Origin of the sequence: Microbispora sp. H11081, assembly GCF_012999535.1 — a bacterium.
GTDB lineage: Bacteria > Actinomycetota > Actinomycetes > Streptosporangiales > Streptosporangiaceae > Microbispora.
Genome location: NZ_JABBWV010000018.1, coordinates 1 through 20041, shown reverse-complemented (window position 1 = coordinate 20041; position 20041 = coordinate 1). Strand labels below are relative to the sequence as shown.

General features: G+C 71.3%; 19 protein-coding genes and 1 tRNA gene. 8 read left to right on the top strand and 12 right to left on the bottom strand.

The features are described 5' to 3' along the window. Positions 1 to 35 precede the first annotated feature (35 nt). Positions 36 to 1085 carry a WxL protein peptidoglycan domain-containing protein gene (locus tag HHX31_RS30125; RefSeq protein WP_169952570.1) on the top strand — a complete coding sequence of 350 codons (1050 nt, stop codon included), beginning with the start codon at positions 36 to 38 and terminating at the stop codon, positions 1083 to 1085. Positions 1086 to 1196: 111 nt separating this feature from the next. Next, the gene (locus HHX31_RS30120) at positions 1197 to 2096 is read left to right on the top strand and encodes an RNA polymerase sigma-70 factor (RefSeq protein ID WP_169952568.1); all 900 of its coding nucleotides are present in this window, start codon (positions 1197 to 1199) and stop codon (positions 2094 to 2096) included. Between the two features lie 17 nt (positions 2097 to 2113). On the opposite strand, the gene HHX31_RS30115 is transcribed toward HHX31_RS30120, so the two are convergent. The 7 genes from HHX31_RS30115 to HHX31_RS30085 form a co-directional block, all read right to left on the bottom strand. Next, positions 2114 to 3043, bottom strand: coding sequence for an SDR family oxidoreductase (locus HHX31_RS30115; RefSeq protein WP_169952566.1), 930 nt, complete (start codon positions 3041 to 3043; stop codon positions 2114 to 2116). A 150-nt stretch (positions 3044 to 3193) separates the two neighbouring features. Next, on the bottom strand, positions 3194 to 3721 hold the full coding sequence (locus HHX31_RS30110; RefSeq protein ID WP_169952564.1) for an EF-hand domain-containing protein: 528 nt from the start codon (positions 3719 to 3721) through the stop codon (positions 3194 to 3196). 103 nt (positions 3722 to 3824) lie between these two features. Further along, positions 3825 to 4577, bottom strand: a complete 753-nt coding sequence (locus HHX31_RS30105) for a hypothetical protein (protein ID WP_169952562.1) — start codon at positions 4575 to 4577, stop codon at positions 3825 to 3827. 73 nt (positions 4578 to 4650) lie between these two features. Next, on the bottom strand, positions 4651 to 8265 hold the full coding sequence (locus tag HHX31_RS30100) for a WD40 repeat domain-containing serine/threonine protein kinase (RefSeq protein ID WP_169952561.1): 3615 nt from the start codon (positions 8263 to 8265) through the stop codon (positions 4651 to 4653). Between the two features lie 166 nt (positions 8266 to 8431). Further along, positions 8432 to 9115, bottom strand: coding sequence for a 4a-hydroxytetrahydrobiopterin dehydratase (locus tag HHX31_RS30095; protein ID WP_169952559.1), 684 nt, complete (start codon positions 9113 to 9115; stop codon positions 8432 to 8434). Between the two features lie 143 nt (positions 9116 to 9258). After that, positions 9259 to 10704 (bottom strand): alpha/beta hydrolase, encoded by a 1446-nt coding sequence (locus tag HHX31_RS30090; RefSeq protein WP_169952557.1) that lies wholly within the window; start codon positions 10702 to 10704, stop codon positions 9259 to 9261. Positions 10705 to 10826: 122 nt separating this feature from the next. Further along, complete coding sequence (locus HHX31_RS30085) at positions 10827 to 12095, bottom strand: hypothetical protein (RefSeq protein WP_169952555.1); 1269 nt, start codon at positions 12093 to 12095, stop codon at positions 10827 to 10829. Between the two features lie 420 nt (positions 12096 to 12515). Here HHX31_RS30085 and HHX31_RS30080 point away from each other — a divergent pair, with 420 nt between their 5' ends. Beyond that, a complete protein-coding gene (locus HHX31_RS30080; RefSeq protein WP_169952553.1) occupies positions 12516 to 13094 on the top strand; it encodes a dihydrofolate reductase family protein in 579 nt (192 codons plus the stop codon). Here the strand turns inward: HHX31_RS30080 and HHX31_RS30075 are convergent. Next, on the bottom strand, positions 13076 to 13789 hold the full coding sequence (locus HHX31_RS30075) for a helix-turn-helix domain-containing protein (RefSeq protein ID WP_169952551.1): 714 nt from the start codon (positions 13787 to 13789) through the stop codon (positions 13076 to 13078). The genes HHX31_RS30080 and HHX31_RS30075 overlap by 19 nt on opposite strands. Positions 13790 to 13875: 86 nt before the next feature. Here HHX31_RS30075 and HHX31_RS30070 point away from each other — a divergent pair, with 86 nt between their 5' ends. Next, positions 13876 to 14502, top strand: a complete 627-nt coding sequence (locus HHX31_RS30070) for a hypothetical protein (protein WP_169952549.1) — start codon at positions 13876 to 13878, stop codon at positions 14500 to 14502. A gap of 26 nt (positions 14503 to 14528) precedes the next feature. Here HHX31_RS30070 and HHX31_RS30065 read toward each other — a convergent pair whose 3' ends face one another. Beyond that, entirely contained in the window at positions 14529 to 14960 is a 432-nt protein-coding gene (locus HHX31_RS30065) for a MerR family DNA-binding protein (protein WP_169952547.1), read from the bottom strand. A gap of 111 nt (positions 14961 to 15071) precedes the next feature. Between HHX31_RS30065 and HHX31_RS30060 the strand changes: the two genes are divergently transcribed. After that, the gene (locus HHX31_RS30060) at positions 15072 to 15962 is read left to right on the top strand and encodes an SDR family oxidoreductase (RefSeq protein ID WP_169952545.1); all 891 of its coding nucleotides are present in this window, start codon (positions 15072 to 15074) and stop codon (positions 15960 to 15962) included. Between the two features lie 77 nt (positions 15963 to 16039). On the opposite strand, the gene HHX31_RS30055 is transcribed toward HHX31_RS30060, so the two are convergent. Continuing rightward, the gene (locus tag HHX31_RS30055) at positions 16040 to 16879 is read right to left on the bottom strand and encodes a helix-turn-helix transcriptional regulator (protein WP_169952543.1); all 840 of its coding nucleotides are present in this window, start codon (positions 16877 to 16879) and stop codon (positions 16040 to 16042) included. Positions 16880 to 16981: 102 nt separating this feature from the next. Here HHX31_RS30055 and HHX31_RS30050 point away from each other — a divergent pair, with 102 nt between their 5' ends. Both HHX31_RS30050 and HHX31_RS30045 read left to right on the top strand, forming a co-directional pair. Next, positions 16982 to 17689, top strand: a complete 708-nt coding sequence (locus tag HHX31_RS30050; protein ID WP_169952541.1) for an SDR family NAD(P)-dependent oxidoreductase — start codon at positions 16982 to 16984, stop codon at positions 17687 to 17689. A 52-nt stretch (positions 17690 to 17741) separates the two neighbouring features. Next, entirely contained in the window at positions 17742 to 18146 is a 405-nt protein-coding gene (locus HHX31_RS30045) for an SRPBCC family protein (protein WP_169952539.1), read from the top strand. A 31-nt stretch (positions 18147 to 18177) separates the two neighbouring features. Here the strand turns inward: HHX31_RS30045 and HHX31_RS30040 are convergent, their stop codons facing one another. After that, complete coding sequence (locus HHX31_RS30040) at positions 18178 to 19047, bottom strand: NAD(P)-dependent oxidoreductase (protein WP_169952537.1); 870 nt, start codon at positions 19045 to 19047, stop codon at positions 18178 to 18180. Between the two features lie 114 nt (positions 19048 to 19161). Between HHX31_RS30040 and HHX31_RS30035 the strand changes: the two genes are divergently transcribed. Further along, a complete protein-coding gene (locus HHX31_RS30035) occupies positions 19162 to 19716 on the top strand; it encodes an ABATE domain-containing protein (protein WP_169952535.1) in 555 nt (184 codons plus the stop codon). 196 nt (positions 19717 to 19912) lie between these two features. On the opposite strand, the gene HHX31_RS30030 is transcribed toward HHX31_RS30035, so the two are convergent. Next, positions 19913 to 19978 (bottom strand) — tRNA-Phe (locus HHX31_RS30030). Between the last annotated feature and the right edge of the window lie 63 nt (positions 19979 to 20041).

Here is a 20041-nt window from a genome sequence, read left to right as displayed (position 1 = left end):
CCCCACTCCCCCGAAACCACCCGAGGATCATGCAGATGCGCCCGCCGAGACCCCGTACGACAGCCGCAGCAGGCTCCCTGACCCGCGCCGTCGTCGCGGCGCTGCTCGCCGCGCTCGGCCTCCTCTCCCTGGGGGCGGCCCCTGCCGCGGCGGCGGACGGCGAAACCTCCTGGACGGTCACCACCGCCTCCAACGACTTCGGGTCCGGCCGGCCGAACTACAGCTACACCCTGGACCCGGGCGGGCGGATCCAGGACGGTCTCGTGATCACCAACCACGGCACGACCCCGCTCCACCTCCTCGTGTACGCCGCGGACGGGTTCACCACGGCCCAGGGCCGGCTCGACCTGCGCGGCAGGGACGCGAAGCAGGCCGGGGTGGGCACGTGGGTGCGGGTGGACCGGCCCGACGTGACCGTCCCGCCCGGCGAGTCGGCCGAGGTGCCGTTCGCGGTCACCCTTCCTGACGACGCCGCGCCCGGCGAGCACATGGGCGGCATCGTCACCGCACCGGCCTCGGCGGGAGCGGCGGACGGGCCCCGTCTCGGCATCCGCCTGCGGCTGCGCGTGGGCGGCCCGCTGAGGCCGAGCCTGTCGGTGGAGGACCTCCGCGTCGGCTATTCGGGCACGCCCAGCCCGCTGGGGAAGGGCGACGCCACCGTCACGTACACGATCCGCAACACCGGCAACCGCATCGTCTCCGCCCGGCAGGCGGTGTCCGTGGCCGGGCCGTTCGGCCGCTGGGGCGTCCGCGCGGAGGGGGTCGCCGATTCGCCGCAGTTGCTCCCTGGCGAGGCCTGGCGGGTCTCCGTGCCGGTCCACGGGGTGACTCCCGCGCTGAGACTGACGGGGACGGTCACCCTCGTCCCGCTGCTCACCGACGCGGCCGGTTCCGTCGCCCCGCTCGCCGCCGTGGAGAGCGCCACGGACGCGTGGGCCCCGCCGTGGGCGCTGCTGCTCGTCCTGCTCGTCGTCTGCCTGCTCGCCGTCTGCCTGCTCGCCGTCGCGGCCGTCGCCGCCCGGCGCCGGCGCGGGCCCGGCAGCCGTCCTGGCCGGATCCCGCGGCGTTCCGCCGTCGTCTCCTGACGGCGTACGGCGGGAGGCGCGGCCTCTGACCGGCGATCCCCCCTTCGAAGCCCCGGACGGGCAGGTGAAAACCTGTAGAGGTCCATCGGCCGACGGAACGGGGCCATCACCATGGGGGATATCGGTGCGGGGAGCCGTCGTAGCGGGACCGAAGACCTCGACCAGGCGGCGGCCACCTTCGAGAGCGTGCGGCCACGCCTGTTCGGCATCGCGTACCGGATCCTGAGCAGTTCCACCGAGGCGGAAGACCTGCTGCAGGACGTCTGGCTGCGCTGGCAGGCGTACGACCGCGACACCGTGACCGACCCGGCGGCGTTCCTCGCGACGGTGACCACGCGCCTCGCCATCAACGCCCTGCAGTCCGCCCGGGTCCGGCGCGAGACGTACATCGGCCCGTGGCTCCCCGAACCCGTAGCCACCGGCGACGACCCGCACCTCGGCGCCGAGCGAGGCGAAGCCCTCGGCTTCGCGGTCCTGCTCCTGCTGGAGAGGCTCACGCCCACGGAACGCGCGGCCTACGTGCTGCGTGAGGCGTTCGACTATCCCTATCGGCAGATCGCCGAGATCATCGAGACGAGCGAGGTCGCGGTGCGGCAACTCGTCAGCAGGGCGCGCAAGCACATCGCCTCCGGGCGCCGGGCACCCGTGAGCCGAGCGGAACAGCGCAGGCTGCTCACCGCCTTCGTCGTCGCCGCCCGCTCGGGCGACCTCGCCGCGCTGGAAGAACTGCTCGCGGCGGACGTCGTCAGTTACTCCGACGGCGGCGGCGCGGTCCGGGCCTCGCGCATCCCCGTGGTCGGCGCGTTCCGGGTCGCGAAGTACGTCAGGGCGTTCGCGGACCGGTTCTGGGCCGGGGTCGAGGTGGAGTGGGCCGACGTGAACGGGCAGGCGGCCGCGCTGCTGAGCCGCGACGGCGAACCGTTCACGGTCCTCACCGTCAACGCCTCCGGCGAGGGCATCGACCAGGTGCTGTGGCTGATGAACCCCGCCAAGATCGCCGCGTTGTCCTGAGCCGGCCCGTCCTCTTCTCAGACGGGGAACTCGACCCGGGCCAGCCGCTCGGAGACGGTCCACAGCCGGGCCGCGTCCCGCTCGACCTGGACCGACTTGTAGAGGGACAGCTCCGTCGGCCCACCGGTGAACTGGCCGAAGCCGTCGGGGCCGTAAAAACGGCCGCCCCGCGCCTGCGGACTGGTGGCCGCGTACAGGGCCGGCCGCAGCCCCGCGTCGACCGTCTGCACGAACAGGCCCAGCCGGAGGAGCCCTTTCATGATCTTTTCGTACGGTGCGGGGCGCGTGCGGCCCAGGTTCGGGCCGGACGCGTAGAGATTGGTCAGGGTCGTGCCGGGATGGGCGACGTTGCTGACGACGCCCCACCCGCCGGCCGTGCTACGCCGATCGAGTTCGAGCCCGAAGAGAAGGTTGGCCAGCTTCGACTGTCCGTACGCGCGGACCGGCGAGTATTTCCGTTCGCTCTGCGGGTCGGCCCAGTCGATGGCGGCGGAGCGGGCGGCGCTGCTGGACATCGTGGTGACCCGTGCCCCTCGCAGGCGCAGCAGCGGCAGGAGTCGTGCCACCAGCGCCATGTGGCCGATGTGGTTGGTGCCGAACTGCAACTCCAGGCCGTCCGCGGTGGTCTGCCGGGTGGCGGGGGCCATCACCCCCGCGTTGTTGACGAGGATGTCGATCGGGCGGGCCTCGCGCCGAAGGGTGGCGGCGAGCGCCTCGATCGACTTCAGCGACGCCAGGTCGAGCTCGCGAGTGGAGACGGCGGCCCCCGGCACCGCCGACTGGATTTGCTTGACGGCGGCGTCTCCCTTGGCGGGATTGCGGACCGGCAGCACGACCTCGGCCCCGGCTCGGGCCAGACGCGTGGCCAAGCCGAGACCAAGACCGTCGCTACCGCCCGTCACCACGGCCACCTTGCCGGTCAAATCGGGCACTCTTACGGCATCCACAGCACACCTCCTGGTCAACAGAGAGTTCCGGTCTGCCGACAAGACAGGACAGACCCCCCATCTGTGACACGCGCGAGCCGCCGACCAGCGACGTCGCGGACAGCCGCGCGCATGGAGCAGGAGAGAGTGAACTCGCGGAGCCGGCCCCGGCTACTCCACCAGTGCGCCGAAGACGTAGCTGCCGGGAGCGTTCGGGTTGTCGCCCGCCCAGAACTCCGTCCAGTGGGTGCGGAACTCGTCGCGGGTGAGGTGGCCGTCGCCGTCCAGGTCCAGGCGGGGGAAGATCTCGTCGGTCGCCGTCGGCGTGCCGTTCCACGTCTCGATGAGCGCGCCGTACTCCGAACGCGAGATCAGGCCGTCTCCGTCGAGGTCGACGGCCTCGAACATCACGTCGGCGGTGGCGGAGACGGCGTCCGCCCGCTCGTCGAGGGCGTCCACGACGACGAGCACCTCGTCGAGCGTGACCGCGCCGTCGCCGTTCCGGTCGGAGGCGGCCCTGAGCACCGGCCACCACCCGGTCATGACGGAGGCGAGCAGCTCCGGATCGGCGGGTCCCGCGACGGCCGTCCAACGGTGGGCGAGCGCCTGGAAGTCCGCCTCGGTCAGCCGGCCGTCGCCGTCCACGTCCATCGCCCGGAAGACTCCGCTGACCTTTCTCCGCTGGAACTCACTGGCCACATGCGTCTCCGTTCTCTCGGGGAGACTCCATGCTGCCGAGAGGTCACCGTACGCGACCATATACGTAGGGTGACTAATCCATTACGCCACCCACGTCCCATGACTACTCGTGGGGCAGCAGGTAGCGCCAGGACAGCACCACGACGGTCCCAGAACCGGTCGTGAAGAGCGACCGGCCATACTCCTGCCCGGCGGGAACCGCCTTGGTGATCGCATCCACCGCCGCCCCCTCGACGTCCTCCTGCCAGACCGGGTCCACCGCGCCGGGAGGCTCCGGAACGCCCACGGGCCAGGGCGACGGCGTGCCCTCCGCCGACGGGGCCCCTTCGGCGACGATCCGGACGCGACCGGCGACATAAGCGGCGCCCTCCTCGGCGGCCCTGGTCGCCAGGCCTTCCATCAGCTTCTTCGCGTCCACCAGCCCTTTCGGGTAGAAGTCCGCGAGCTGTTCCAGGGCGGGGACCCTGACCTCCAGCATCTTCCCGTCCTTCCCCCGCACGCCGAGGACGGTGTCCGGCACGTCCGACACCGAGGGAGCACCCGGCTTCGGCTCCGCCGTCGGCGGCTGCCCGGTCAGGTCCGTCTCCATCCGCGCGACCACCTCGCCCGCCTCGGCATCGGTGAGCGTCAACTGCCTGCTCGCGTCGACGACCACCAGGCCGTCGTCGTACAGCACCACCCTCGGCGGACGCAGCACGTTCATCGTCGCGGTCACGAACCCGCCTTCGGCGCCCCACAGGGCGACCGGCTTCGGCGGCCCGTCGTCCGCCGCGGCCGCCGACGTGTCCGGCTCCGCTCCTCCACAGGCCGCGGTCAACGCCATCACCGCCACGAGCAGGATCATCCGTAGTCTCATGCCCCACACCACGTAAGCACGCCCGCCTTGGTTCACCCTCGCGCGGATCGGCGTCGGGAGTGCCCACGCCCGCCTAAGCGGGACAGACCTGCTGGTAGCCCGGGTCTGTCCCCACGTGCTCGCGCCACTCCTCCGGTGTGAGCGGGCGTCCCGCCCGTTCGCACACGGAAGGGACGGCCTTCGCGGGGTCGACCGGCAGTTCCTGGAACGCGCCGTCGTGTCCTACCACGCGGAGGAGCGAGCCGTCGGCCGTGAAGGCGAGAGCGGGCATGAATTCGGCCGCCGCGTCCGGATCGAACGCGCCGGTGGTCACCGTCCAGCCGGAGCCGAGTTGGCGGCCCGCGGTTACGTCGAACAGCGTCACCCTGGTGTCGTGTGCGACGGCCAGGATCCGCCCGTCGGGGGAGAATTCGGCCCCCTCCACGTCTCCCGGCACCCGGAACACCCGGCCCGTCGTACGCCAGGTGCGGGTGTCCCACAGGACCACCGCTCTGCTGCCGTACGGTGAGGCGCCCAGCGAGCCCTTCGGCGCGAGCGTCATCCATCTCTCGGCCAGCGTCCCTGGGCCTTCGTCAGGGGGAAGGACCCTGCGGGCGACGAGGTCGATGACGTCGGCGCCTCCCGGGTCGGCGGTCACGAGGAACCTGCTGTCGGCACTGAAGGACAGCCGGCCTCCCGCGACGGAGCCGAACCGCATCACCTGCCGACGCCGCGCGAGGTCGGCGATGACGACGCTGCCCTGGCCGTAGTAGTCGCTGGGCAGTGCGTGACTGATGGCGAGCAGGCGTCCGTCCGGGCTGATCTGCATGTCCGCCCTTTCGGGCTCCGGGGTGAAGGGCACCTCGCCCAGCTTTCGCCCGGACTCCGCGTCCCAGATTGCGGGGCCCTTGAGGTCGGACGGGGAGAGGGTGACCACGGTCCGCCCGTCGGGGCTGACCCGCATGATCAGTGCCTCCCTGTCCCGTCCACGGAGTGCGAAGCGTTCGCCGAGCCGCCCGCTCTCCGTGAAGCCGGGCACCGACCATCCGCGCACGGTGTCGCCCGTCAGGGCGAACAGCGCGTCTCCCGAGGCGGTGAACCTCGGGTGCAGAGCATCGGGAGGCAGGACGCGCCGGGGTCCGGTCAGCCGGCTGACGTCGTAGGTGGTCACCCGGCCCGCGTCGTCCAGGATTCTCAGCGTGCGGCCCGCGGAGTCGAGCCGCGGGGATCCGATGATCCTGGAGGCGACGGTGAGCCGGAGGATCGGGGCCGCGTCCTCCAGCCGCCACAGCGTGAGGCGTCCGCCCGCCTCGTTCACGAAGGTGATCAGAAAACGGCCGTCGGGGCTGAAGACCGCGTCAGAGGAGAGCCCGGGGAGCACCCGCGGGTCCCACGTGCCGGTGGACAGGTTCCACAGCCTGGTTGCGGTGTCCTGCACGACGGCGAGTTCGCCGTCGGGGCTGAAGGCGTGGACCGGCCCCTGCAGGTCGCGGGGAAGCCTCTTGCCCGCCGGTGTTCCCCCGCCGGGAAACCTCCGCAGCACACCGTTGACGACCCCGAGGCGGTCGCCAGGCCCGAGCCGCGCGTCGCCCGGCCCGCCCTGGTTCTCCAGCGCCCGCCGAGCCACGTTCCACAGCGCCGTGTACGGCCCGCCGAGATTGTCCCGTACGACGATGTAGCCCCCGCCGGGGCTGAACTCCACGCTGTCAGGGCGGCCGTTGTCACCCCTCATCTCCTCCGGCCCCCACCGGCCGACGCCCAGCCGCTCGCCGGTCCGCAGGCTCCACAGCTCCATCGTCTTGCCTCGCGCGAGTGCCAGCGTGTCACCGTCCGGGCCGATCGCGGCGGTGACGGGCGCCTCGCCGATCCCGCCGAAGGTCCTGACGGGCCGTCCGGTCACCACGTCGTAGGCGGTCACCCGGCCGGCGCCGACGCTGACCAGCGTCCGGCCGTCGGGGCTCAGCGCCCGACCCTCGTTGGCCGGGGCGGGATCCACGAAGACCGACTGCTCCTGCTGGGCGAGCGAGCTCAGCACGGCGGATCCGGCCTCGGGGACCGGCGCGACGCGGTAGGCGGCCACGCTGAGCAGCATCGCCTTCGCCGGGTCCGTCCCGCGCAGCGCGTCCGCCTGCAGGGCCACCCGCCGGGCCGTGGCTCTTGCCCGCTCGTCGGCCAGGCTCCTGCCGGTCTCGTCGCTCCTGACCGACTGCTGCCAGGCCAGGCCGCCGGCGGTGAGCGAGGCGACGAGCAGCACCGTCAGGCCGGTGGTGACCAAATGGCGCCGCCTGGTCTGCCGCACCGACGCGGCCCTGCTCACCTCGACGAACGTCCGCTCGGTGGTGTTCAGCGTCAGACGCGTGGTGGCCGTCCACTCCAGCGCCTGGCGCAGCGCGGTGCCGCGAAGGAGGTCTTCCGTACGCCGGCCGTTCCGCGCCCACCGCCGGGCGGCCTCGCCCAGCTCGCGATGACGGCCGAGCGCCTCGCGGTCGCCGGTCACCCATGCGTGCAGCCTGGGCCAGGCGTACAGCAGGGCGGCGTTCCCGATGACGACCGTGTCCCCCTCGCGGCGGACCACCATGGCCTCTTCGAGTGCCGCGAGCACCCGCTCGGCGTGCCGCACCTCGACCAGTTCGTCCAGGGCGGCGACGCGCGGCGCCTCGTCGCGGTCACGGACGTCCACCAGGCGCAGCAGCAGGTCGCGTGCCACCTGGCGCTCGGACGGCGACAGCCCGGCGTAGCACTGCTCGGCCACCGCGCCGAGCGTCGGCTCGTCGGCCAGCCCACCCGGTGGCCGCACGACGGCGGCGGCCTGGGCGCCCTCGGCCAGCGCCGCGCGTCCACCGCCGTCCGCTTCACCACCGCCGCCTTCACCACAGCCGCCGACTTCGTCACCGGCCTCGTCGCCGCTTCCGGCGAGCAGGGCCAGCAGCAGAGCCTGCGCGGACGGACGCGCGGACGGGTCCTTCGCCAGCGCGGCGCGCACCAGTTCCCGCAGCCTCCCGGGCAGGACGTCGACGTCGGGGTCGTGGTTGAGCAGCCGGTTGATGACCGCGAACGTCGTCGGGGCGAGGAACACGTCGCGTCCCGTCGCGGCGAACAGGACCACCGCGCCCCAGGCGAACACGTCGGCCGCCGGCTCCGCGCGTCCTCCGGAGAACAGCTCCGGCGCCATGTACATCGGGGTGCCGGCCAGCTCCCCCAGCGAGGTCAACGACAGGCCCGCGGCCCTGGCGATGCCGAAGTCGATGACTCGTGGCCCGCCGGGCCCCAGCAGGACGTTCTCCGGCTTGAGATCACGATGAACCACCCCCGCCTGGTGGATGGCGGCCAGCGCGGTGGCGATGCCCACCGCCAGCCGGTGCAACGAGTCGCCCGAGAGCGGGGCCTCCTCCCGCACCGCCGCCCGCAGGCTAGGACCGGGGACGAACTCGGTGACGATGTAGGGGCGCTCGCCTTCGAGGTCGTGGTCCAGGATGCGGGCCGTGCAGAACGACGCCACCTGCCGCGCCGCGGCGACCTCCCGGGTGAAGCGGCGGCGCAGGAGAGAGTCGCCGGGCAGGTAGGCGTGCAGGACCTTGACCGCCACGCGGTTGGCCACCTCGTCGTAGCCCTCGTAGACGACGCCCTGGCCGCCCGCGCCGAGCCTGCCGGCCAGCCGGTAGCGACCCAGCCTCGCCGGATCCCCCGGGCGCAGCGCGTCTGCTGTCATGGTCCGTTAGATGGCGGATCACCGGATTCGGTTCTGCGGCGGGTCTCGACCGGGTCCGAGGGTTTCAGGGCGCCCCGCGGCGTGGCCGCCCGGGGCGTCCGCCGTTCACGGGCGACAGCGCCGCGACGACCGGCCAGCGGTCGTTCAGTGGTCGTTCAGTGGTCGTTCAGTGGTCGTTCAGTGGTCGTTCAGTGGTCGTTCGACCGGGGGTCTGCCACGTGCACAGGCAGACCCGGTTGCCCTCGGCGTCGGCGAGCACCCAGAAACTCGGCGCCTCCTCGTCGCTGACCAGCGTGCCGCCGCCGGCGAGCGCCGCGTCGATCCGGGACCGGACCTGCGCGGGGTCCACCCACACGTCGAGATGCCAGCGCTGGCGGGGCTCCTCGCCGCCTGACGTCTGGAACCACACGGTCGGCAGGACGCCGGCCGAGTCGCGGATCTCGTCTCCGGCGTCAGGGCCGGACGGATCCATCGCCAGCACCGCGGCCCAGAACGGCATGACCGACTCTCTGGCCGGGGTGTCGAGGGCGAGTTCGAGCCGGGACACGCTCGACGCCTCCAACCGCACTCCGGCGTCGGCCGCGATGGAGGAGACGACGCGGGCCAACCGGATGTCGCGTTCTGTGACCGCGTGCGCGTCGTGGCTGGTCAACCGGACGTCCACATGGGTGTAACGCAGGTCGAGGTCGGGATGGTGGTCCATCTCCTCGGCCGCCGCGCCGATGGCGTTGACGACAGAGAGCCCTGTCGCGAAGTTCTTCGTGTGGATGCGGGTCTGCAGGCCACCGAGCAGGTAGGCCCACCCGTCCAGCCCTTCGTCCGCGATCTGCTGTCCGGTCATCTTGCTCATGAGTCATCCTTACACGGCAAGGATCTCCCGCGAGCCGGTGCGGATCTCCCCCGGCAGCCGACGCGTCCGGGCCGGGCACAGGGTCCCCCGCGCGGGAGACCCTCCGCTTCCCCGCGCCCCCCGGATAGGCGCGGGGAAGGGGATCACCTGGGTCCGGCCGGACCCGGCGGGGTCTTCGGACCGTGCGGGGAGGACTGCCGGCCGACGACGAGACGGTCGGGCCGGTAGCGGACGAAGGCGGCCCCGCCGAGGTTCAGCGACAGAGCGGAGCGCTGCAGGGCCGCGGGCTCTGCGACGTCGCCCCAGTGGCCGGTCGTGACCCGCTTGTCGATCGCCCGCACGCCCGCGACGATCTCCGCCGTGGTGAAGTTGCAGTGACCCTGGCGGGCGACGTACGCCTGCCGGAGCAGCCGCTCGTCACCGGCCGCCCTGATCCGTTCTGCGAACTTCGCCTCCTGCTCCACCGGGACGAGTTCGTCGGCGATCGTGTGCAGGTTGAGCAGCGGCACCGCGAGGCCCTGACCGGCGGTGGAGGACGCCTCCAGCCTGCGCCGCGCCTCCGGGTCGGCCTGCAGGGTGGCGCCGCGGGTCAGCGTGTCCAGGTCGGCGCGCAGGTCGAGTCCGGCCTTGCGATACAGGGCCCGCACCTGGGCGGCGTGCTTGGAGTCGCGCAGCAGCGCCGCGTAGTCGAGCCCGGCGTTCCAGGAGGTGTTGCCCCCTGCGGACCGCTCGATGGACCAGCGGCCATGCTCGATGAACCCGAGCACCCCCTGGGCGAGCCAGGCGTACTGCTGGGCCTCCTGCCCCTCGTAATCGTGGGGCGCCGGCTGACTCTGGCCGGGAGCCCAGTCGGTCTGGTTGAGGTAGGCGGCGGCGAGCGCGATCCTGGCCCGTCCCTGCGGGGTGGCCTGCGCGGCGATCACCGCGTCGGTCAGCCGCTGCGCCGTGGCGCCCGCGTCCGCTTCGTCGGCGAACCCGGTGAGCTTCACATCCTGGCCGGGCAACAGCAGCGAGGCGATCGTGTACTCGGCGTCGTACTGGTAGTCGTCCAGGTCGACGCCACCCGCGACGAGGCTGCACAGCCCGAGCGCCCCGTCGACGCGGCCGGCTCCGTCGCGGGCGATCTGGGCGTTGACCAGGCCGCCCATGGACAGCCCGACCGACAGGGTGCGGGACGGCCGGCGAACCGCACTGCTGAAGGCGTCGAGGGTGGCGAACTGGTCGCGTGCGGCGCTCTCCAGCGCCCACCACGAGCCCTGCGGGTCGAACGAGGAACCGGCGAGCGCGTAGCCCGCCGCGAGCAGGGCCGTACGGGCCTCGTCGGAAGGCGCGTTCTGCGCGACGAGCGGACCATAGCCGTGGCTGTACAGCAGGAGCGTGCCGTTCCAGTTGGCGGGCACGTCGGCGATCCAGGTGGCGCCGTCGGCGAGGGTGCCGGACAGGTGCGAGGGGATGGTGGCCGCGGCGGTGACGCCGGTCGCGGCCCGGGTGTCCGTCGCGGCCCCGGCGGTTCCGGTCAGGGTGACCGCGGCGAGGGCGAGAGAGCCGACGACGGCGGTCGGAATGCGAAGGAGGCGGCGTCGAGGCACGAAAAGCGCTCCGTTCCCGGGAGGGGGCTGGTCCTGTGAACGCGGAACCCCACGAAGCTATGGCACTGTTTTGACGATCGTCAAGAGAATGCCGAATGTCGGCGGCCCCGCCGAGCGGGTGGTCACTCGGCCGGCCTGTCGCGTTCCTTGTCGTCGCCCCGCCGGCGGAACGCCAGGTCGGCGAGCCCGCTGGGGAGCCCGCTGGAGAGCTTGCCCGTCACCGATCTGGCCCGGTCGAGGGTCTCGTTGCCGAGGTGGATGGCGGCGTCGACGCCCTCTGCTCCTGTTTCGAGCACCTTGTCCCGTACCTCCACGGCGGCGTCCACCCATCGCCTCGCCTCCAGCGACAGCCGATCGCGCTCGATCCCGAGCAGCCCCTGGAAGCCGACGACGGCGACGGCGACCTGGTCGCTCGACTGCACCACGGCCCGCGACGTGGTCGGATGCAGCAGCACCTTCGTGTTGGCCAGGACGGCGGCCGCCTCCATGCGGGCCATCAGACGTTCGGTGCTCCGTGAGATGAGCTCCAGCCGGTTCTGCCGTGCGGCCCGAAGCGCGAGGCGATGCCGGTCCAGTTCCTCCGGAGACTCGTCCAGCACCCGGTCGAGTTCGAGCACGGCGAGCGCGTCCTGAAGCTGGAAGCAGCGAGCGAGAACCGCGAGCCATTCCTGGATCCTGAGCTCGGCCTCCCTGGAGATCTTGGCCAGATCACCGATCCTCGTCTCGCGCTCCGCCTTCTCGGCAAGCGCGTCGAGCTGCCGCAACGCGTACGCCTGGGTTCGCGCGATCGTCATCGACGTGGCCTGCACCTTCGACCACGTGACATCGGAGACCCGGCCCACCCGCTCCCGGATGAGCATCGCCTCCTCGATCACGAGGTCCACTCCGATCATGTCCGCCAGCACGGCGTCCTTCTGGGCGCGGAGCACGTCGTCGACCTTCTCGTCGATCGCGGCGAGATAGTCGGTGATTTCCTTCATGGTCTGCTGCATCGCGAGCTGCGCCATGATGCCCGCGGCGCCGGCCAGAATCGCCGGGTTGGTCGCGATCGATCCAGGCGACTTCGCGAATTCGACGAACCCCTTGATCTGGCCGTTCTTTCCCTTCAGCACACCGGATTTGAGACCCGACTTCGAACTTTCCCGCAACCCGTACTTCTCGACGAGCTGCGCGGACTCCTTGGTCAGCTTCACCCAGCGACCCGAGTCGGCGGCGATCTCGGAACCCGCCCGTGCGACCCCGCCCCCGGCCTTGAGAACGAATCGAAGCCGCCGCAGACCGAGATCCTTCGACGGCAGCCCTTCGGAGACCAAAAAACGTTCGACAGCCGTCGGATGCCCGATGACCGCCAGTCCTTCGCCGTCACTGATCAGCTGAATCTCGTTGTCCATCGTCGGCTCCTGACGAGTGCGCCGTGGGCGGGCAAGCGGCTCTTAAGAGTTGGGGTTCGAGCCGGGAGCACGCGCGGTGGCGCGAGTGGGGGTGAGCCCCCCAGGATAGGAGTTCCCGCGCTTAACGTCCCGTGAAATAGATCAACGTTTCCCGGCGATACGGCGACATTTCGCCATTCGGGCAATACGCGGCAGACCGCTGCGACAGCCAATGGGGCGGCTCGGCAAAGCCGGCATTCCCTCCGGCTTCAGAGCCGCCTGCCCCGTTGGGCGGGCCCCAGCCACAGAAGGCCGGCACTCCGAAACAGGTGCGCGTTCTGGACCCGCCGTCGTGTCCGTTGTCGTTTTCGTCCAAGACGGCCGCCGCGAATGCCTCTAACGTGGACCCAGCAGTTCGCCTGAACGTGAGGAGACGGCACGATGCGTAATCTCGTTTACACCGGTTTCATGTCGCTGGACGGCGTCGTGGACTCCCCCGGCGGCGGGCCGGGGGAAGAGCACCGCAGCGGCGGATGGGTGTTCAAGGACCTCGATTTCGTCCCGGAGGCGTGGTCGCTGAAGGGCGAGGAACTCGCCGACACGACGGCGCTGATGTTCGGCCGCCGCAGCTACGAGGCGTTCGCGCCGGTCTGGCCCGGCTCGGAGGACCACGCCGACTACAAGGATCTGCCCAAGTTCGTGGTGTCGGCCACGCTGTCCGACGACGACCTCGTCGACGGGTGGGGGCCGACGACGATCCTGCGCTCGACCGAGGACGTCGCGGCACTCAAGGAGGGCGAGGGCGGCGCGATCTTCATCCACGGGAGCGCGGAGCTCGCCCGGCGGCTGTCCGACGCGGGCCTGATCGACCAGTACAACCTGCTCGTCTTCCCCGTGCTGCTCGGCGCGGGGAAGAGCCTGTTCGGCCGGGCCGACCGGGACAAGCACATGCTGACGCTGCGGGAGTCGGAGAGCTACTCGAACGGGATCCTGAAGCTGGTCTACGACGTCAGGCGTTGACCCAGGTCGAGGGCGATCGCGCCGCCCGAGCCCGCACGCAGTTGCCTCGCGGTGCGTCCGACGTAGGAGCGCAGCGCCCGGGCCAGGTGCGGCTCGTCGAAGTAGCCGAGCTTGGCGACGACGTCGGCGGCCGCGTCGCCCGCGGCGAGCAACCCCGCCGCCGTGCGGGCCTTCTCGATCCGCTGGATTTCGCCCCGCGTCAGTCCGGTCGCGGCGCGGAACCGGCGTTCGACCGTACGCCCGGAGACGGCCGGACGGTGGCCCCCCAGCACCTCGGCGACGAGCGGGTCACGGACCACCACCCCGGCCCGGACGAGACCGTCGACCAGGGCCTCCGCGTCGTCCAGACCTGGCATCTCCCAGCACGCGCCGTCCAGCAGGAACGTCCGGCGTGCGGTGCCGGTGGGGAGCCGAACGCCGCCGTCGACCAGCGCCGGCGTAGGCACGGCCCGCAACGAGACGCCCACGGCGAGATCGATGCCCATGAAGGTCGCGTCCTCCGGGACCGGGGCGGTGCCTGTCCGGGTCTCGGGACCGGTGATGCCGGCGTACGTCCGGCCGGCCTGTTCCCAGAACACCAGGCCGCACCACACCCCCGCGACGGACGTCATCGCGGTGACCTGCTCGCTCGTGCACGTCCACACGGTCTCGACCCACGGCGAGTCGGACCGGCGCGTCTCGAACCGCAGTCCCACGGGCGAAGGATACGCCGCGTCCCGTTCCGCACGCGCGCTGGGCGATGCGGCGGCCCCCCCACCTCGTCATCGAAAGGACATCCGTGATGCTCGACTCCGAGGCGACCGCCGGCCGCGTGCCGCTAGCCGCCCTGACCGTCCCCCGCAGGTCGGGCGCCGAGCCTTTCACGCGGGGCGGCGCGGCGGCCGGCGCCTCCCTGAAGGACTTCTGGGCGTGGGCGTGCTCCGACGTGATGAGCAACAGCCTGCGTGGTGTCCTCGCCGAGTACATCGTCGCGTTGGCCATGGACGCCGCCGACGGTGTCCGTACGGAATGGGACGCGGTCGACCTGCGGCTGCCCGGCGGGCTGGACATCGAGGTCAAGTCGGCGGCCTACCTGCAGTCGTGGAGCCAGCAGCGGCCCTCACGCATCGGGTTCGATGTCGCCCCGGCCAGGGGCTGGGATGCCCGTACGGACAGCGTCGCGGCCGTACCCGTCCGGCCGAGCCGCGTCTACGTCTTCTGCCTCCTCCACCACACCGACAAAGCGACGGTCGACCCGCTCGACCTGGACCAGTGGGAGTTCTACGTCACGCCGACCACGACCCTGGACGCGACGTTGGGCGCCCAGACGCGGGTGTCGCTGGCGCGGCTGCGGACCATCGTCCCCACCCCCGTGGCGTTCGGCGAGCTCAGAGCCCGCATCATCGCGTGCGCCGCGACGCCGCCCTGACCCGTGCCGTACGTCCGCGGCTCAGGTCAGGTGGCGAGGCGTGTTCCCGCTCGCCGCAGTGACGGTGAACGGTCGAGCGGCTGAGGCGATGGGGCGTCGTCAGGCTGCCGGACCGTCAGCGCGTCGAGCAGGGCGGACAGTTCGTCGATGCGGTCGGTCAGCGTGGTGCGCAGGTGGGCGGCCAGTCGTTCCCAGTCCTGACGTGTCGGCGGCTGCCCTGGCGGCAACGCGTCCAGGGCCGCACGGATCTCACCGAGGCTGAGCCCCACCTTCTGCGCCGCGCGGATCATCGCGACCCTGCACAACACGTCGGCGAAGAAGCGCCGTTGGTTGCCGGCCCTCCGCTCGTGGGGGAGCAATCCCTGGTCGGCGTACCACCGCACGGCCGACGGGGCGATCCGCATGTGCTCGGCGACCTGGCCGACGGTCAGTCCGGTGACGTGCCAGTCGAGACTCATCCGTCAATCGTGTCGAGTGCGGAGCTTGCCTTCAAGTGCACGTGAACCCCTAGCGTCCAGGACGTCCCGCGGCTGCGGGCCACCGGAGGACGGGAACGGGAGCTGATCGACATGACGAGCGAGCAGACGGTTTTGGTGACCGGGGCGACCGGTCGGGTGGGCGGACAGGTCGTCGCCCAACTGGCCGGTGCGGGAGACGTGCGGATACGTGCGTTGTCCCGCGATCCGGCGGCCGCGTCGGCGGCCCTCGGCCCGAAAGCCGAGGTCGTCGGCGGCGACCTCGCCATCCCCGACACGCTGAGTGCCGCCCTGGACGGCGTGGACGCGGTCTTCCTCGTCTTCCCGTCCGTGGCGGCCGACAGGGCGGCGCGCAACCTGGTGCCGACGCTGACCGCGCGTGCCCGGCGGATCGTCTATCTCTCCGCCCACGGCGTGCCGGACGAACCAGACCATCGTGCCGAGCCTGACGGGGGCATCATCGGCTCCCATGCCCATCTGGAGGGCCTGATCGCCGCCTCGGCCGCCGAGTACACGTTCTTGCGGTCGAGCGGGTTCGCCGCCAACACACTGGCCTGGGCGTGGCAGATCCGCCGGTCTGACGTGCTGCGCTGGTTTCTCCCCGATGCCAGGCGCGCCCTGGTGCACGAGGCCGACCTCGCCGCGGTGGCGCTGCGCGCCCTGACCGAGGACGGGCACCACCGCATGGCCTATCACCTGACCGGCCCAGAACAGCTGACGCAGGTCGAGCAACTCGCCGCCATCGGCGCGGCGCTCGGCCGAGCGCTGCGCTTCGAGGAGATCGACTCCGCCGAGGCCGCCGCTGAGCTGTTTCCCGGCCTGCCCGTGGAGATGGTCGCCTCCATCATCACCGGTCAGGCCGCTATGGTGGCCAATCCCGAGCCGGTCACCGACACCGTGGCACGGCTGACCGGCCGGCCCGCGTTGCCGTTCGCGCAGTGGGCCAGGGACCACGTCGGCGACTTCACGGAACCGGCGCGGTGAACCGTCAGCGGTTCTGGTTCTGATGCGGACGGCTCGGCAGGCAACGGTCACAAGACGCGCCTCCGGCGTACCGGTGGCTACCCGGTGAGCGACTGGGTGCCGAGCACGGTGAGCAGCGCGAGTCGCTCGGCGTCCTCGCTTCCGGGCTCGGCGGTGTAGACCATGACGCGCAGGTCGCTGCCCGCCACCGTGAGCACGTCGCAGTCCAGGGTCACGGGGCCGACGTCCGGATGGTCGATGGTTTTGCGTCCGGACTGGTGCTGCCCGACGGTGCCGGAGTCCCACAACTCGGCGAATCGGTCGCTGCGCGCGTGCAGATCCGCGACCAGCCGCCGCAACCGCTGGTCGGCCGGGTAGCGGTCGCAGGTCGCGCGCAGGTCGGAGACCAGGGCCGTCTCGAACGCCCGCAGCGACTCCGGGGTGTGCCGGGCCCGGCTTCCGGGGCCGAGGAAATGCCGCCACACCGCGTTGCGCTCGTCCCCGCGCCATCCGGACGGATCCCCCATCAGCGCGGCGTACGGCGGGTTCGCGATGAGCAGAGTCCAGCCCGCGTCGTAGACCGCGACGGGTGTGCCGGCCAGCCGGTCGAGCATCCGCTGCACGCCGGGGGTGACGTACGCCGGCACCGTCTCAGGGCCGGGCGGCGCCAGCCCGGCCAGCCGGAACAGGTGCGCGCGCTCGGCGCCGGACAGCCGCAGGGCCCTCGCCAGGGCCTCGACGACCTGCGCCGACGGGTTGGACGCGCGGCCCTGTTCGAGCCGCGTGACGTAGTCGACGGAGATCCCGGCCAGCATGGCCAGTTCCTCCCTGCGCAGCCCGGCCGCGCGCCGGTGCCCGCCGCCGGGCAGCCCGGCGGCCTTGGGTGAGGCGCGGTCGCGCCAGCGGCGCACCGCTCCGCCGAACTCCGTCGTCGCCATGCACCCAAGTCTGCACCGCCGGGCGCGGTCCTGCCTGGTACCGGAAGTCCCAGGAAGCGGGGGTCACTGGCAGGCCGTACGGCCCGGGCGGACGCTGGAGCCATGACGACAACACTGATCACCGGAGCGAACAAGGGACTCGGCTTCGAGACCGCCCGCCGCCTCGTCGCGGCGGGTCACACCGTCTACATCGGCAGCCGGAACGCCGAGCGCGGGCGCCGGGCCGCCGAACGGCTGGGCGCGCGCTGGGTCCTCCTCGACGTCACCGACGAGGCGTCCGTGGCCGCCGCCGCGAAGACCGTCGAGGCGGACGGCGGGCTGGACGTGCTGGTCAACAACGCCGGCATCGAGGAGCGCACGGAGACGAACGCCGTCACCGGCGCCGCGCGAACTACCGCCGACATGATGCGGCACGTGTTCGAGACGAACGTCTTCGGCCTGGTGCGCGTCACCCACGCGTTCCTGCCCCTGCTGGAGCGGTCCGCCGCGCCGGTCGTGGTCAACGTCAGCAGCGGCCTGGCCTCGCTCTCCGTCGCCGCGACCCCCGGCTCACCGGCGTACGCGTATCCGGGAGTCGCCTACCCGGCGTCGAAGGCCGCGGTCAACATGATCACCGTGCAGTACGCGAAGGCGTTCCCGGACATGCGGATCAACGCGGTGGAGCCCGGATACACCGACACGGACCTGAACGGGCACACGGGCACGCAGACCGTCGAGGAGGGCGCCGAGATCATCGTCCGCATGGCGCAGGTGGGCCAGGACGGCCCCACCGGGGGCTACTTCGACGCCGAGGGCCCTCTTCCCTGGTGAGTCGCGTCAACGCCGGCCCTGCCCGAAAGCCATCGCCGGAATACTGAGGTGCATGGCTGCGGAATCACGGCACATCAGCGAGCGAATCAACCGGCCGGCGGACGAGGTCTACGAATACGCGTCGGACCCGGCCAACCTCCCCACGTGGGCTCCCGGGCTCGGCGAGGCGGTGGAGAACGTCGATGGGCAGTGGTTCGTGGAGACCCCGTCGGGACGGGTCGGCTTCGCCTTCGTGGAGCGCAACACGTACGGCGTCCTCGACCATGAGGTCACGCTGCCCTCCGGAGAGGTCGTCCACAACCCGATGCGGGTCATCCCGGACGGCGACGGCTGCGAGGTGGTCTTCACCCTGCGTCGCCTTCCGGGCGTGAGCGACGAGGACTTCACCCGCGACGCGGGCCTCGTGCAGGCCGACCTCACCCGGCTGAAGCAGGTGCTCGAAGCGCCAGGCGCCTGACCCGGCGCCGGAATCTCGTCCGGCACGCGGGCTAAGCTCGCCGCGGCTGCTGTTCCGCGATGACCGCCCAGTCGTCCGCCCCGCGACCGTCGGCGATGGCCTGATCGAAGACAGTCCGCAGGAGTTCACCGATCGGGAGCGGAATGTCGTGGTCGTCCGCTGCGTCGAGCGCGAGGTGGACGTCCTTGCGGCCCAGGACCGTGGTGAATCCGGGCGGCTGGTAGCGCCGTTCGGCGATCATCGACCCGTAGCCGGTGTAGACGACTCCCGGGAAGAGCGTCGAGGTCAGCAGTTCGACGAACTGCTCCGAGTCGACACCGGCGCCTTCCGCGAGGCTGACAGCCTCGCCCAGCGACTGGATCGCGCAGGCGATCAGGTAGTTCCCGAGAATCTTCACGATGTTGACCTGCTCCGGACGGTCGCCGAGTCGCCAGGTCCGCGAGCCGATCACGTCGAAGAGCGGCTGCACGCGGTCGATCAGCTCCTGCTCGCCCGCCGCGAGGATGTTGAGTGCTCCGGCTTCGGCGACCGGAACACGGCCGAAGACCGGTGCCGCGACATACCCGACACCATGCTCAGCGTGCGCTGCGCCGGCCCGGCGAGCCAGGCCGGCGCTCACCGTCGCGAGGTTGACGTGGATGGTCCCGCCCGGGGCCTGAGCGAGAACACCGGAGTCGATGAACGTCTCGGCGACGGCCCGGTCATCGGCCAGGACCGAGAAGACCACCGGCGATTGCATGGCCTCCGCGACCGAGGCGGCTCGACGGGCACCGGCCGCGACAAGCTCGTCCGCGGGCCCGTCGGAGCGGTTCCACACCACGACGTCGTACCCGGCTCTCAAGAGGTTGCGTGCGATGGGCCGTCCCATCGCTCCCAGGCCGACGACCGCGATGTCACTCATGGGAGGACCCTCTCTGTGAACCACCTTAGACAGTTCCACGATGTCATGGGGATACCCTATTGTCGAACCGGCTAAGACGGTTCAAATGTGCTGTTGCTCACCCCGGAGGCTGGAATGACCGAGGACGTACGTCGCGTGTTCCGCATGGACAACGAGGTCCTGGCTTTCCGGTTCACCGCCACTGTCAGCGATCGCGCCGGCATGGCTCCGCGAGAGCGGCTGACCGACCCCGCACGACTGAAGATGTGGCTGCAGGCGACAGGGCTTGCAGTGACGGACGTGTCGCCGACCGATTTGAAGGACGCAATCGAGTTGCGCGAGGCGATCTACCGCATCGGATCGGCGATCGTCGCAGATGAACAGCCCGATTCGAAGGATGTCCGCACTCTCAACACGGTCGCGGCCGATGGGCACGCGAAGGCCGCGCTCGAAGGCGATCTCGCACGATGGCACCTGACCAAGACGACGCCTGTCGGTGACGCCCTCGGGATCCTGGCCACAGATGCCATCCACATCATCGGGGGCCCCGACCGCAACCGCATCAAGAGCTGCGAAGGCCCCGGATGCGCGGGGCTCTTCCTTGACACCAGCCGCGGAGCCAACCGCCGTTGGTGTTCCATGAACACCTGCGGCAACAAGGTCAAGAAGGCACGACTCGCCGAGAGTTGACCCAACAGCCCGTCCGACTACCGGCTACCTCTCGATCCGCCCTCGTCTCACGCCCGATAGCGCCGAGCGGGTCGTCCAGCCCAATGACTTCACCGACCTCGGCGCGGTTCAAAAGACGTTGCTGTCACTGTTGCTGTCAGCGCAAAACAAAAAGCCCCGGCCGTGATGGGCTCGGGGCGTTTGGGCTGTTCAAGGGTGGTGGTCAGGGGCAGGGTCGAACTGCCGACCTTCCGCTTTTCAGGCGGAGCAATCACCCTGCTCCCCCGGTCCGCGCCGAGGTCAGCGGTGCTGCCTGGATGCCGACGTGCGCTGGTGGTGGCCGACG